Genomic DNA, 13,404 nt, shown 5'->3' with positions numbered 1-13,404 from the left:
AATGGATTAAACCATGAAAAACCATCATGCCAACACTGACTATCGATAGCCGCAATGGCTATATGAAGTGTAAATAAATACTGACACTTAATTGCCATTGTGGCCCTCTTTATCCAGAAAAGGGAGTGACCACAGGTGCAGACACCGCCTCCCGAGCACCAATACATCGAATACTCGGAGCAAAGAACCCCATGTCTATGAACAAGACTTTCGGCAGTATGCTGATCATCGCCGGTACTACCATTGGCGCTGGCATGCTTGCCCTTCCACTGGCCTCAGCCGGGCTTGGCTTTACCACAGCCACTTTGATAATGTTTGCGATCTGGTCGTTGATGACCTATACCGCGCTTCTGATGCTTGAAGTTCACCAATATGCCGATCACCAGGCAACACTGAACTCATTGGCTCGGGATTTATTAGGCAAAAGAGGTCAGTACCTAGCGAATTTTGCAGTCTGCTTTCTGATGTATTCACTGTGTGCAGCCTACATCGCGGGCGGGGGCGATCAGCTCAACGACAAGTTGACGAATTGGATTGGTTTGGACATCTCAGCTCAAACCAGTACGGTACTGTTTACGCTCTGTATTGCCAGTGTCGTTGCTATCGGTACCCACTCGGTAGACATGGTTAACCGGGTGCTGTTTACCCTAAAAACCATTGCCTTGGTTATCATGCTCGGCTTGCTGGCACCAAACGTGGAAGGGGGCTACCTGGTAAACATGCCGGTAGAAAAAGGTCTGATCATTTCAGCCTTACCCGTTATTTTCACGTCATTTGGCTTCCACGGCAGTATCCCATCCATCGTTCGCTACATCGGTTTGGATATCAAAGCCCTGAAAAAGGTCATGATCATCGGCTCTTCCCTGCCGCTAGTGCTCTACATTTTCTGGCAATTGACAAGCCAAGGTGTACTTAGCCAACAAGATCTGATGGCAAGCAACAGTCTGGGAGCATTTATCAGCTCACTGAGCGAGTTACTGCATAACCCAATGGTGAGTCAGTCCGTTTCTATTTTTGCTGACTTGGCATTGGCAACCTCATTCTTGGGTGTAAGCCTCGGTTTGTTCGACTTCGTTGCAGACAGCTTCAAACAGCACGATAAAAAACATGGCCGTCTGCAGACTGCAGCCATGACATTCGTGCCACCACTGGCTTTTGCTTTGTTCTACCCGCAAGGCTTCATCATGGCACTGGGCTTTGCGGCCATCGCTTTGGTTATTCTCGCTATTTTCCTTCCCGTTGCCATGGTCAGCGCCCAACGTAAGCAACTTGAAGTAAACAGCGTCCAACGAAACACTGGCGATCAAAGCATTGGCTACCAAGTCGCCGGCGGCAAACCCGCAATGATCGCTGCGACTGGTGCCGGTGTACTGATCATTACCGCTCAATTCCTGCAAATGGCGGGATTAATCCCTGCCGTTGGCTGACCCAAACCAAAGCGGCAAGTGTCATACACTTGCCGCTTTACGCTTCCCTACACTCCGACACACCACCCCACAAAAATTTGAGCAAGGCTACTAACACCAGCAATCATTCATAAAAATCGCTAATATTTACAAAAATTTTGCACAAAATTACCGAATAATAATAAATGACTACTAGGAATTTTGTGTTATTTCAGTGATACTTCCCGCACTTTTTTATCCTATCCACCTTGATCTATTGCGGAGCGTATCTTGCGCACTTCACTTCTGTCACCACTTGTTCTGGGGCTTGCTGCCAGCGCCCCTGCATTCGCATGGAATGAGAATGCCAATGTTGGTTCATACCAACAACCAACGTTTCTAAACAGCTACGCTAGCCAGCAACTTGCTGTCGCTAACGGGTACCAGTACACAGCCATGGATCAAGGCCTTTCACTGCAACCAGTCGCTACAGAACCAACTAGCAACAGACTACCCAAGCACTTGTCAGTCGCACCGGAGAAAGACTGGGATTATCTCATGGAGCAGTCATACACCATTCTCGGTTTAAGCGTGGCAACCGTTGGTTTGATGACTTTACTGCCAGAGAGTGTGACCAACTGGGACCCTGAGGATACAAACCTGAAAGGTCTGGGTAAAAAATGGTGGAATAACGTTAAGGAAGGCCCGGTCTGGGATAAAGACGACCACTACCTTAACTATATAATGCACCCCTATTTCGGTGGTGTTTACTACACCGCAGCCCGCCATTCGGGATTTAACGAATGGGAGTCATTTTTATACTCCGCGACAATGTCGACATTCTTCTGGGAATACGGTGTAGAGGCCTTCGCCGAAGTCCCTTCGATTCAAGACATTATCGTTACACCGCTGTTTGGTGCAGCCGTTGGTGAATGGATGTTCCAAACCGAGATGGACATCACTGCCAACCGCGGTAAGGTCATGGGTTCGCAAACAATGGGCGATGTCAGCCTGTTTCTGCTCAACCCTGTTGGACATATACACTACTGGGTTACAGACTGGTGGCGTGATGATGCCGATGTGAGTTTTACTTACACACCATGGTTCGGCAATACCGAAGCAGCCAACTTTGCATTGGATGCGGGTGCTGCCTACGATCCGATATTCATCGGCCTAGAAGTGAAACTGGCTTTACAATAAAACCAACAGCAATAGCAAAAAAGCGCGATCGTTATCGCCTTTTTTGCTAAATTTCAAGATGTTACATACATTATTTCACGTTTCGTGAATAAAGCTCACGATTTTATCCCGTATGCATATTTCGAACGCCGTTTTTGATATAGCATCTGACAAATATCACAATAAATAACAAAGCCTTGGTGATGAAGCAAAATTATTCTCTCTTTGAGTTCTTACAGACCCCTGTTTGGATTTTCGATATTCACCAAAAACGTATTCTGTGGGCCAACGCTGCCTCACTCTCTTTATGGGAAGCGGAATCAACCAGCGAGCTTACTGCTCGTGATCTCAGCCTAGATATGTCAGAGGCCGTCGTTGCCATCTTAGACGGCTACCTCAGCCGCTTCCATCAAGGCGAAAAGATCAAAACCTGGTGGTACTTCTCCCCCAATAATATGATCAAAAAAGCATTATGTTATTTTTCGGGTATGCCCGGCCCTGATGGCTCGACCGTCATGTTGGTTGAAATGATTGCAGAAGAAGCCAGCCTGCGCCGCGAATTAGCTTTCTCTGGCAGTTCAAACCTCGCGTTGTTGTTTGAAGAAGACGGTCACCTGATCAGTGCCAACAATTCTTTTACCCACTCTTTCGGTGAAGATCTAGACGATCTCGCCAGTTTTCTTGGTGATGCCCAATTAGCTGAAAAATGGCTATCCACCGCCAGAACGGAAGGGGTGTTGAAAACCAAACGACTGTGCTGGACAGGCAAAAGCCACAACTGGCTAAATATCGACGGTAAATGGCTGTCTGATAAACATCAGCTGCTACTGAGCCTCATTAACATCAGCCAGGAAAAAGAGCAGCTCCACAAAGCCAAATACAATGCCGAGCATGACTTCCTGACCGGGTTACTAAACCGCCGCGGTATTACCAATGCCATCATCGAAAACCAACACAGCCAGCGCCCTTATAGCTTGTTGTTCCTCGATATCGACGGCTTTAAACTGGTCAATGACACCTATGGCCATGCGATTGGCGACAAATTGCTGCGGGCTATCGCAATTCGGCTGCAGGAAGAAGTCAAATTCAAAGGGCTTCTCGCGCGCTTTGGCGGTGATGAGTTTATTGTCCAAGCCGAACACCGAAACATCGATAGTTCGCCACTGTTCGCCAAGCAGATCATCAAGGCCCTAAACCGCCCCTTCCACCTAAAAGAAGTGGGCGAGCTGTCGATTGGCTGTAGTATCGGTACATCGGATTACCCGACCGACGCAAAAGATATCGAAACCTTAGTGACTCAAGCCGATATGGCAATGCACCGTGCTAAGTTACGAGGCCGTAACCGCAGTCATCATTTCTCGCCAGACATGGCCGATGCCCTGTATCGCAAAATGACACTACGCCATCACCTGACTTTGGCCTTGGAAGCCGAAGCATTCGAGCTTTACTACCAACCGATTGTTGATATGAACTCGAAGTCACTCAAAGGCTTTGAGGCGTTAATCCGCTGGCATGATGAAGAGCTGGGACAGGTTTCACCGGGGGAGTTCATCCCATTGGCTGAGGAGACCGGTCAAATCGTACCGCTCGGTAAGTGGATCCTAAAAACGGCCTGCAAGCAACTTGCCCAGTGGCGGGTAAAGTACGGCAAGGCGTTCATCATGAGTGTAAACCTATCGCGCGCCCAGTTACAATCAAGCTTGGCACCAACCATCGAAGGACTTCTGAAACAGTACCAGATCCCGTCTTCACAACTTGCACTCGAGCTCACCGAGTCCACCATGCTGCAAGAATACGATGAAGCGAAACAATGCCTTGATGATCTCGCCTCGCTGGGCCTCGAACTCTATCTGGATGATTTTGGTACCGGTTACTCATCGCTGTCACAGCTGCAAGACTTACCGATCAGTACCGTCAAGCTTGATCAAAGCTTTGTGCAAGGTGAGCACAAAGGAAGCCAGGCCATTATCGAGGCGACACAGGCTATTTGCGAAAAGCTTGCGCTGAAAGTCGTTGCCGAAGGCGTCGAAACCGAAACCCAACTGCGCTACTTGCAGCAATGCGGTTTTGACTTCTGCCAAGGGTATTACCTCGGCCGGCCTCTGCCAGCCCACGAGCATGAGGAGCGCAACTTCTCCCTGCTCAATGATATCCCGGAAGTAAGCCACGCTGCGGGGTAAACCGCCCTCTCAGGGAACCGCTTTTGCTCGCGAACAACAAAGGCCAGTCACAACACATGACTGGCCTTTGTATTAAAGCTTGGCGGTAAACGTACGCCTCTAGATAAACATCGATGCTGATTTACATTTATCCCTTCAGCTCCGCATGAATCATAATATTGCGTGGGGTGATCGGCTTGTCACAAAATGTTCCGACCGTGACATCATAGCCAGCCTCTTCCATAAAACATGCCCGATCATAAACCAGCCACATCTCCAACGGTCGACGGAATAACTGGCGCAGCAACTCTAACCGCTCCACCCAATCAAACCGCTGTTCACCGGTATACTGCCAGTGGGCAAAATCGATATTATCCGGTAATTCCAATCCCTTTTGCTCTGCCGCCCAACGGCAGAAAGCCTCAAAACCGTCGTTGAACAACGCCTTTTGGACATTCGGTACCGGCAGGTACACATCCTCTCCGGTCACACTGCGCTGCAGGCTGTCAAAACCAAGCCGGAAACTCACCTCGACAAAACGTAAGTTGCGCACCCGGTTACCTGCCGTCACCGTCTCCTGCAACGGCAAGCGAAGATCATGCTTACTGAGCTTCAACACACTGTTTTTCGCTAGCGACGACATCGGCTGATACGCCTTGTCCCTGATCAGGTGATAGCAGCATGGTGAGACACTCACCGCTTGCCCCTTGCGCTCGGCAACACGCTGCAACAGTGAGACATGAAGATCACCACAGGCATGTAAAGCGACGGCATGCTGCTGCGATAGGATAAACTTGCCACTGTCTGGCGAAAACGCATCGCCATGGACAAATGTCATCGGCAAAGCCAGTTTGCGGGCGGCCGCTTCACCACTGTCACACAGCACCTGTTGCCACTCCAGGCTTGTCACCGGCGTATTGTGGGTAGCGGCAAGCACCCGGCCGAGGAAGCCTTTCCCGGCGCACCACTCCAGCCAGGGCAATGATAAGGCCGGTAGTACGCCGTTAAAGGCCTGCAACTGCTGCCATTTACGACCGGGAATACCACTCTCGAGACCACGCGGTGTAGTCCGCTCGATCTGCGGCAAAGCGTCTAGGGCAGCCAAAGCCTGCATCGCTCCGGCCTGCGGGATCCAATGACTTAATGCCGCGGCTAACTGTTCGGGGTTTTCCCGAAAACTCGCCAGTTGCGGTTCGTCCAAGCCAAGTAGCCAGTGTGTCAGCTCAGGGTGGCGCAGTTCCCATTCCGCCGGTGAAGAGGAGAATGGCATGAATTGCCACCACTCACGGGTATCCGTCAGTAAGCGATCGAGTTGGGAAAAGCGCGGGGCGTGCATGGTGTACTCTTGAGTTATTCAGAAAAAATCCGCGATATTGTAAACGGAAATAAGACAAATGGGCAGAAAGAGACAATTTCTTATCGTGAAAAAGACAGGCTGCCAAATGGCAGCCTGAACAGGATCATTTTACCGGTAGCGGTATCTTGGCAAACATGGCTTCTATTTCCGCATTGGTTTTCAGTGTCACCGCCTGATCAACGACCTCGCGGGTAAGGTGAGGGGCAAAGCGTTTGATGAAGTCATACATATAACTGCGCAGGAATGTTCCTTTCTTGAAACCAATCTTGGTGGTACTGGCTTCGAAAATGTGGCTGGCATCAATTGCGACCAAATCACTGTCAGTGGCCGGATCCATCGCCATGCTGGCAATCACCCCAACCCCGATGCCAAGCCGGACATATGTCTTGATCACATCCGCATCGGTAGCCGTGAACACAATTCTCGGGGTCAGGCCCGAGCGGTTAAAGGCGCTGTCGAGCTCAGAGCGGCCGGTAAAGCCAAACACATAGGTAACTAACGGGTAAGCCGCCAAATCGTGGATGGTGATCTCTGATTTCTGGGCCAATGGATGATCCGCTTTCACCACTATCGAACGGTTCCAGTGGTAACAAGGCAGCATGATCATATCCTGATACAAGTGCAATGCTTCCGTGGCAATGGCAAAGTCAGTCGTCCCCTTGGACACCGCATCAGCAAGCTGATTCGGCGTTCCTTGGTGCATATGCAGTGTGACTCTTGGATAGCGGGCAGTAAAGCCCTGGATCACAGGAGGGAGTGCATATCTTGCTTGGGTATGGGTCGTCGCAATGTTCAGGTTTCCCATTTCAGGGTGGGTATGCTCACCCGCCACCGACTTAATGCTTTCAGCCCGTGATAAGATGTCCCGCGCAATCTTGACGATTGACTCACCTGCTGGCGTCACCTTCGTCAAGTGCTTACCGCTTCGCTCGAAAATCTGCACTCCAAGCTCATCTTCAAGCAGCCTGACTTGTTTACTGATCCCGGGCTGAGACGTATACAAGCTCTCTGCCGTTGCAGAAACATTCAGGTTGTGATTGACGACCTCGACGATATACCTTAATTGCTGTAGTTTCATGGTTCCGCCTAGTGATAGTCCATTATCATCTTTGCCCTCTCTCAGAGCTTCCCCCGAGCTATTTTTTGCAGGGCGTTATAACATAATGTTATATAACTTATAGACCCTGTTTCCCAGCATTGTGAGCCTAATTTCCGACAGCGAAGTGATATTAACCTCAAAAAATCACTTATTGCTCTCATTGTTAGCGTTTTCATGCTACTGCGCAGCATCGATATGATAGAAAGCGATCTCGCGGCTATGACCTATTATCGATATGGTGTATCTTATAAGGCTTCACGTTAGCACGGATGGTCCTCTACCCCATGAGCATGCCTCTAATTATTGGCCTGGTAAGCCTGTTGCTGATCTTGATTGTTGGCTACAACATCATTATTCAGTACCGACATAAACTGGAAAGCGCAAAGCAGCAGGAATTAGCAAAATTCATCGCGATTATTGATGCAACCGAAGAACTGATCAGTAACGCCCACCACCTTCCCTACAGCAAAGACTTACTGGTTTGCCTAAACAAACGGGTATTGTTCTCTTTGGAGTCGATGAGGGAAACGGATCAAACGGATAAGTCTTTGGCGCAGCGTATTAGCAATGTCGCCGAACAAATCAACCAGCTCCAAGCCAATTATTCGCAATCTGACGTCGCCAGCTTCAAGGTGCCGAGTACCGACAAGCAAGCGCTTGGCATGCTGCAGCTTGTCAAACGCCTGAAGAACGTCATCAAAAGTGAACATAGCAAAGGGCGTATGCCAACCCAGGCCTTTGTGACCGAGAATGCCCGACTCGAGGGTATCCAACTTCGGATCAACATCGAGAACGTGATCAAGCGAGCCAATGAGGCCCGCATCAAAAGGCAGTTAGGAACCGCCAAGCAGTTGCTGAAAAAAGGGATTGATGTCCTATCCAGCAAAAATGATGACTATGCCAATCAGGCCCGTGACAAACTGCAGAAAATGCTGAAAGACATCGATAGCAGCCAAAACACGACCAATGAGCAGCAGCGTCAACAAATGCTGGAAAAAGATCAAGACGAGCTCGATGTGCTGTTCCAGCCCAAACGGAAATGGTAACCGCCTTTCTACTGTGTATCTTCGACCAAGGCCACCATCCGGTGGCCTTTGTTTTGCCCGCCTTTCCCCATTTACCTCAAGCATTGATATACTGGACGAAAATCAACAACAAGACTCAACAAACCTAACCCATGAATACAACCCAGCACATGATCGACACCTTGCTTGAGCCAATCAAACAATTCCTGCAGTGCGAGACACCTGACGCTTGGATCAACGAAGCCAGAAAACCAGAAAATTTGACTGCGCTGCTGGTTGACCACTGTAACTGCGAGCTAAAAGCCAGCCAGACCGCGATGTTTCTGATCCGTAAATATGCAGTAGACGCGGAAAGCGGCAAGGCACTGCTTGCATGGGCCAAGCCTTATGAAGAGTTCGTCTATGGTATTGAGCGTGATGCACGTGGCTTCCATGGCAAGAAAAACGGCCTTGCCGCCGAGCTAACACCCAAAGCCGGTTTTGCCCATGGCGAAGAGCTGATAGACAAGATGGTTTGCCTTATCAAAGAAGAGTTCCACCACTTCGAGCAGGTACTAGAGATCATGGAAAGCCGGGAGATCCCCTACTCCAACCTTCATGCGGGACGTTATGCCAAAGGCTTGATGAAGATTGTTCGCACCCATGAGCCGAGTACCTTAATCGACAAGCTGATCATCGGCGCTTATATCGAAGCGCGATCGTGCGAGCGATTCGCTAAGCTTGCCCCTTTCCTCGATACTGAGCTGAAGAAATTCTATATATCTCTATTACGCTCCGAAGCCCGCCATTACCAAGACTACCTCAAGCTGGCCGAGCAAATCGCAGGGAAAGATATCAGCGATCGCATCCGTGCAATCGGTGCCCGCGAAGCTGAGCTCATCAACAGCCCTGATGATACCTTCCGCTTCCACAGTGGCGTTCCGGCATTCGCTACCGCTTAAGGCGATAGGCGATAGGCGATAGGCGATAGGCGATCCAGAATTGTGTACAGGCTTAGCCATACCAAACTCTTGCTTCTTTAGCTCTTGGCTTTTCCACTAGCCTCTAGCCAGAAAACAAAAAACCGCCTTTCGGCGGTTTTTTTTATCTCAGCTATTCAGCCTTTTCTTTCTTCGGCTTCTTGCGCTTGTCGGTAATTTCCCACTTACCGTCAATGAACAGCCCCGTCCAGCCTGATGGTTTACCATCAATTTCCGAGCGGATGTAGTTTTCTTTCGTCTTACGGCTAAAGCGAACCACTGTCGGACGGCCATCCGGATCTTCTGTCGGTGCATCAGCCAAATACGTGAACTTCGGCGACAGGCGATCTTTGAAGCGAACCAGCTCTTCGACCAGTGGCGCACGGGTTTCACGCGATTTAGGGAAAGTACTTGCCGCCATAAACAGGCCAGAAGCACCATCTCGCAATACGAAGTAAGCATCTGGATCCTGAGAGCAAGGCAACTCAGGTAGATGCACCGGATCTTCCTTCGGTGGTGCAATCTCACCGTTCTTCAAGATCTTGCGGGTATTCTTACAGGTTTCACTGGTACAACCCATGTACTTACCAAAGCGACCGTTCTTTAGCTCCATATCAGAACCACACTTGTCACATTCGATAACCGGACCGTCGTAGCCTTTCAGCTGGAACTCACCTTTCTCAACCACATAGCCATCACAGCTTGGGTTGTTACCACACACGTGCAATTTACGCTCGGCATCAATCAGGTACGCATCCATCGCCGTGCTACATTTCGGACAACGCTTCTTGGCACGCAGGGCAGCCGTTTCAACGTCCTCTTCCAGCACGTTGATGATACCGTCCTCATCACCCAGATTGATCGTTGTCTTGCAACGTTCCTTAGGCGGTAGTGCATAACCTGAACAACCGAGGAATACACCTGTCGACGCAGTACGGATCCCCATCGGGCGTTCACAGGTCGGACACTTGATATCAGTCAATACGATATTATTCGGCTTCATGCCGCCTTCCGCTTCATCCAGCTCCGCTTTCTCAAGCTCACCAGTGAAGTCACTGAAGAATTTATCGAGCACTGATTTCCAGCCCGCATCACCATCGGCGATTTTGTCGAGATTACCTTCCATACGGGCAGTAAAATCGTAGTCCATCAGATCGGCAAAACTCTCATCAAGACGATCCGAGACAATTTCACCCATCTTCTCGGCATAGAAGCGGCGCTGATCAACACGCACATAACCGCGGTCTTGAATCGTCGAGATGATCGATGCGTAAGTTGAAGGACGACCAATGCCTCGCTTTTCCAGCTCTTTGACCAACGCAGCTTCAGTAAAGCGTGCAGGTGGCTTGGTAAAGTGCTGTTTCGGCTCCAACGATTCAACCTTGAGCGTATCGCCCACATGAACCATTGGCAGCGTAGTATCTTCATTTTTACCAGACGGGCGCTGAACTTGTGTCCAACCCGCAAAGCGTAGGGTACGGCCCTTGGCTTTCAGGGTAAAGTCACCCGCTTCCACGGTAATCGTGGTGGAGTCGTATTTCGCCGGAACCATCTGACAGGACACAAACTGGCGCCAGATCAAATCGTATAGCTTGATGGCATCTTGCTCCATGCCTTCAAGGTTTTCCGCTTTCACGTCAACACTCGAAGGGCGGATCGCTTCGTGCGCTTCCTGAGCATTGCCCTTGCTACCGTACACATTCGGTGATGACGGTAGGTAGTTATCGCCGTACTCGCCAGCAATAAACTCACGTGCCGCTTCAACCGCTTCCTTAGACAGGTTGGTCGAGTCGGTACGCATATAGGTAATGTAACCAGCCTCATATAAGCGCTGAGCCAAGCCCATGGTGCGCTTAACACCGTAGCCTAGACGGGTACTGGCCGCCTGCTGCAGCGTTGAGGTGATGTACGGCGCTGACGGCTTGCTGCTGGTTGGTCGGTCTTCGCGGTCTTTAACCGTGAAGGCAGCCTTCTCCAGCAAAGATTTTGCCGCCATGGTATCGGCTTCATTTTCTGGGCGGAACGCCTTGCCGGCCTGCTGTGCCACCATCAAACGCAGTGCATCGTTGCCCGCAGTTTGGGTATTGGCATGCATATCCCAATATTCTTCTGGGTCAAACGCCTTGATTTCGCGCTCACGCTCAACAATCAGCTTAACCGCTACCGATTGTACACGGCCCGCAGAAAGGCCACGTGCGACTTTCTTCCACAACAGAGGGGAGACCATAAATCCGACCACACGGTCGAGGAATCGGCGTGCCTGCTGGGCATTAACGCCATCCATGTTCAGCTCACCCGGCTGCTCAAAAGCCTGCTGGATAGCGTTTTTGGTGATTTCGTTGAAAACCACTCGCTTGTAACGTGCATCATCGCCGCCGATGATCTCACGAAGGTGCCACGCAATAGCTTCCCCTTCGCGGTCCAAATCGGTTGCGAGATAAACAAAGTCAGCATCTTCGGCTAGCTTCTGCAGTTCGTTGACCACTTTTTCCTTGCCAGGAAGCACTTCATATTGGGCAGCCCAGTCATTATATGGGTCCACGCCCATCTTATTGATCAACGATTTGCGATCTTTATCTTTTTTGATGCGCGCTTTTTCTTCGGCGCTCAAGCCCTTAGTTGAAGTAGCCGCAGCTTTCTTACCAGTGCTACGTGCACCAGTTGGCAAGTCACGAACGTGACCGACGCTTGACTTAACAACAAAGTCCTTGCCCAAGTACTTATTGATCGTCTTCGCCTTGGCTGGGGACTCCACAATAACGAGTGATTTACCCATAATAATTCTATTACGTCCTCGTGCTTACAAAACTTAAAATTAAAACAACTAGTTGCACGCTAAAAACTAGAACTAGCACGGCAACGCTGGTACGCCAAACTGATTAAGTAACTATTTAAATCGCGAAATCCAACCGGTTGAGGACAGCTCCGGATAACTAGTTACGTAATGTGATTGGTATTTACATATTGGGCTACAATCGGAGAAGGTCAACTGCTTTTTGACAAATCAAGACCGTTTGGTTGTCCCTTCCCCACTTGTTAACAGCTAGTTACGTCATTCGATGAACAGGAAAAAAACGTGCCGACAAGCTAGGTTGCCACGCGATATTCCTCTCATTTATGCCGCTACACAGGAAAACATCTCCCCCAATGGGCGCTAATCATTACCACCTCAGCACCGGTTTGACTATAAAAAACCACTATTTTTTGCCATCGCTCACAATTTTTCGGCAATTCATGAGGTTAATGCCTAATCTTTATACCCTCCAGATTTACCCTTTGACCACACACAAACCATCACGGCCTTTATTTCAACATATAGCCAGTCATCGCGAAAAATCAACAACGCCACGAAAATGGCATCCGATATAGTCTTCATAATTTGTCATCCCGAATCAACTCAAATACACTTAGCCACCTTGGCCGGAGACCCAACCGGCGAACTGCTGTGAGATGAGAGAGACACAATGAACACCAAAGAATCCATTGCAAATGATGAGCTGCTGATGATTGCCAACCAGCTAATCCAAGATCATGAAGCCTACATCGACGGTATGCGGGCCAACTCCGTTGAAGAACGTGGCGGGGTATTGATTTTCAAAGGCGAGTATTTCCTCGATGACAACGGTCTGCCGACGGAAAAGACCACGGCAGTGTTCAACATGTTCAAATACCTTGCCCATCAGCTCTCGCCGAAATTCACCCTCGGCAAGTGATTTTTATTCTGGTCTAAGGCAAAAAAAACAGCCCCGTCAAACGGGGCTGATTACTTCTAGCAATACAACGTTTCTAGTGATGTAAAACGATTACATATCAATGGTCATCGTATCTTTGTCATCCTTAGATTCGTTGTCCGCACTCGGCCCCGACGGCGGTGCACCGCGCCCCTTTGGATCGGCACCAAACTGATTATCACCTACTGTGCCATCTAAGATACCCAGTTCAACAATCACAAAGATCGGCCCGATCAACGGCAAGAAGGTCAGTATTATCCACCAAGCACTTTTATTACGATCATGCAGCCGTTTTATATTCAGCGCCACTGACGCCCAAAACACAAAAATCAACACCATGATCGATAGAATATTAAGCAGCGGATTCCCCGCGTTTTCCGGCGTGGTATAGAGAAACACCGGCAACGATACCAGCAGCACGGGTATGCTATACAACCAGTAATCCCGGCGACGCATCCGTCCCCGAAATGAAAACAAGGCCCACTTTTGATCCATCGTAACCTCTTTATA

The 13,404-nt window shown here is 49.6% G+C and carries 10 protein-coding genes; 6 read left to right on the top strand and 4 right to left on the bottom strand.

Going from position 1 to position 13,404, the window contains the following annotated elements; genetic code table 11:
• The first annotated feature begins 191 nt into the window (after nucleotides 1-191).
• The 3 genes from C9I99_RS13945 (at nucleotide 192) to C9I99_RS13935 (ending at nucleotide 4,744) form a co-directional block, all read left to right on the top strand.
• A complete protein-coding gene (locus C9I99_RS13945) occupies nucleotides 192-1,427 on the top strand; it encodes an aromatic amino acid transport family protein (protein WP_107349496.1) in 1,236 nt (411 codons plus the stop codon).
• Between the two features lie 249 nt (nucleotides 1,428-1,676).
• Nucleotides 1,677-2,585 (top strand): DUF3943 domain-containing protein, encoded by a 909-nt coding sequence (locus tag C9I99_RS13940; RefSeq protein WP_208113403.1) that lies wholly within the window; start codon nucleotides 1,677-1,679, stop codon nucleotides 2,583-2,585.
• A 182-nt stretch (nucleotides 2,586-2,767) separates the two neighbouring features.
• Nucleotides 2,768-4,744 carry a putative bifunctional diguanylate cyclase/phosphodiesterase gene (locus tag C9I99_RS13935; protein WP_107349495.1) on the top strand — a complete coding sequence of 659 codons (1,977 nt, stop codon included), beginning with the start codon at nucleotides 2,768-2,770 and terminating at the stop codon, nucleotides 4,742-4,744.
• Nucleotides 4,745-4,871: 127 nt separating this feature from the next.
• Here the strand turns inward: C9I99_RS13935 and C9I99_RS13930 are convergent, their stop codons facing one another.
• Both C9I99_RS13930 and cysB read right to left on the bottom strand, forming a co-directional pair.
• Nucleotides 4,872-6,059, bottom strand: a complete 1,188-nt coding sequence (locus C9I99_RS13930; RefSeq protein WP_208113404.1) for a methyltransferase — start codon at nucleotides 6,057-6,059, stop codon at nucleotides 4,872-4,874.
• 124 nt (nucleotides 6,060-6,183) lie between these two features.
• Entirely contained in the window at nucleotides 6,184-7,158 is a 975-nt protein-coding gene (gene cysB, locus C9I99_RS13925; RefSeq protein WP_107349493.1) for an HTH-type transcriptional regulator CysB, read from the bottom strand.
• A gap of 305 nt (nucleotides 7,159-7,463) precedes the next feature.
• On the opposite strand from cysB, the gene C9I99_RS13920 reads away from it, so the two are divergent.
• Both C9I99_RS13920 and miaE read left to right on the top strand, forming a co-directional pair.
• The gene (locus C9I99_RS13920; RefSeq protein ID WP_107349492.1) at nucleotides 7,464-8,225 is read left to right on the top strand and encodes a DNA repair protein; all 762 of its coding nucleotides are present in this window, start codon (nucleotides 7,464-7,466) and stop codon (nucleotides 8,223-8,225) included.
• A 131-nt stretch (nucleotides 8,226-8,356) separates the two neighbouring features.
• Complete coding sequence (gene miaE, locus C9I99_RS13915) at nucleotides 8,357-9,145, top strand: tRNA isopentenyl-2-thiomethyl-A-37 hydroxylase MiaE (RefSeq protein WP_107349491.1); 789 nt, start codon at nucleotides 8,357-8,359, stop codon at nucleotides 9,143-9,145.
• Between the two features lie 151 nt (nucleotides 9,146-9,296).
• On the opposite strand, the gene topA is transcribed toward miaE, so the two are convergent.
• A complete protein-coding gene (topA, locus tag C9I99_RS13910) occupies nucleotides 9,297-11,939 on the bottom strand; it encodes a type I DNA topoisomerase (RefSeq protein WP_107349490.1) in 2,643 nt (880 codons plus the stop codon).
• A gap of 688 nt (nucleotides 11,940-12,627) precedes the next feature.
• On the opposite strand from topA, the gene C9I99_RS13905 reads away from it, so the two are divergent.
• Complete coding sequence (locus tag C9I99_RS13905) at nucleotides 12,628-12,876, top strand: YciN family protein (RefSeq protein WP_107349489.1); 249 nt, start codon at nucleotides 12,628-12,630, stop codon at nucleotides 12,874-12,876.
• Nucleotides 12,877-12,966: 90 nt separating this feature from the next.
• Here C9I99_RS13905 and C9I99_RS13900 read toward each other — a convergent pair whose 3' ends face one another.
• Nucleotides 12,967-13,389, bottom strand: a complete 423-nt coding sequence (locus tag C9I99_RS13900) for a DUF805 domain-containing protein (RefSeq protein ID WP_107349488.1) — start codon at nucleotides 13,387-13,389, stop codon at nucleotides 12,967-12,969.
• Between the last annotated feature and the right edge of the window lie 15 nt (nucleotides 13,390-13,404).

The organism is Photobacterium lutimaris (genome assembly GCF_003025555.1).
GTDB lineage: Bacteria > Pseudomonadota > Gammaproteobacteria > Enterobacterales > Vibrionaceae > Photobacterium > Photobacterium lutimaris.
The sequence above is the reverse complement of the archived record's forward strand: the minus strand, read 5'-3'. Positions and strand labels throughout refer to the sequence as shown.

Excerpts from the sequence above, each read along its gene's own strand:
- C9I99_RS13945 (WP_107349496.1), top strand. The coding sequence starts at position 192 with ATGTCTATGAACAAGACTTTCGGCAGTATGCTGATCATCGCCGGTACT.
- C9I99_RS13935 (WP_107349495.1), top strand. The coding sequence starts at position 2,768 with ATGAAGCAAAATTATTCTCTCTTTGAGTTCTTACAGACCCCTGTTTGG.
- C9I99_RS13930 (WP_208113404.1), bottom strand. The coding sequence starts at position 6,059 with ATGCACGCCCCGCGCTTTTCCCAACTCGATCGCTTACTGACGGATACC.
- cysB (WP_107349493.1), bottom strand. The coding sequence starts at position 7,158 with ATGAAACTACAGCAATTAAGGTATATCGTCGAGGTCGTCAATCACAAC.
- C9I99_RS13920 (WP_107349492.1), top strand. The coding sequence starts at position 7,464 with ATGAGCATGCCTCTAATTATTGGCCTGGTAAGCCTGTTGCTGATCTTG.
- miaE (WP_107349491.1), top strand. The coding sequence starts at position 8,357 with ATGAATACAACCCAGCACATGATCGACACCTTGCTTGAGCCAATCAAA.
- topA (WP_107349490.1), bottom strand. The coding sequence starts at position 11,939 with ATGGGTAAATCACTCGTTATTGTGGAGTCCCCAGCCAAGGCGAAGACG.
- C9I99_RS13905 (WP_107349489.1), top strand. The coding sequence starts at position 12,628 with ATGAACACCAAAGAATCCATTGCAAATGATGAGCTGCTGATGATTGCC.
- C9I99_RS13900 (WP_107349488.1), bottom strand. The coding sequence starts at position 13,389 with ATGGATCAAAAGTGGGCCTTGTTTTCATTTCGGGGACGGATGCGTCGC.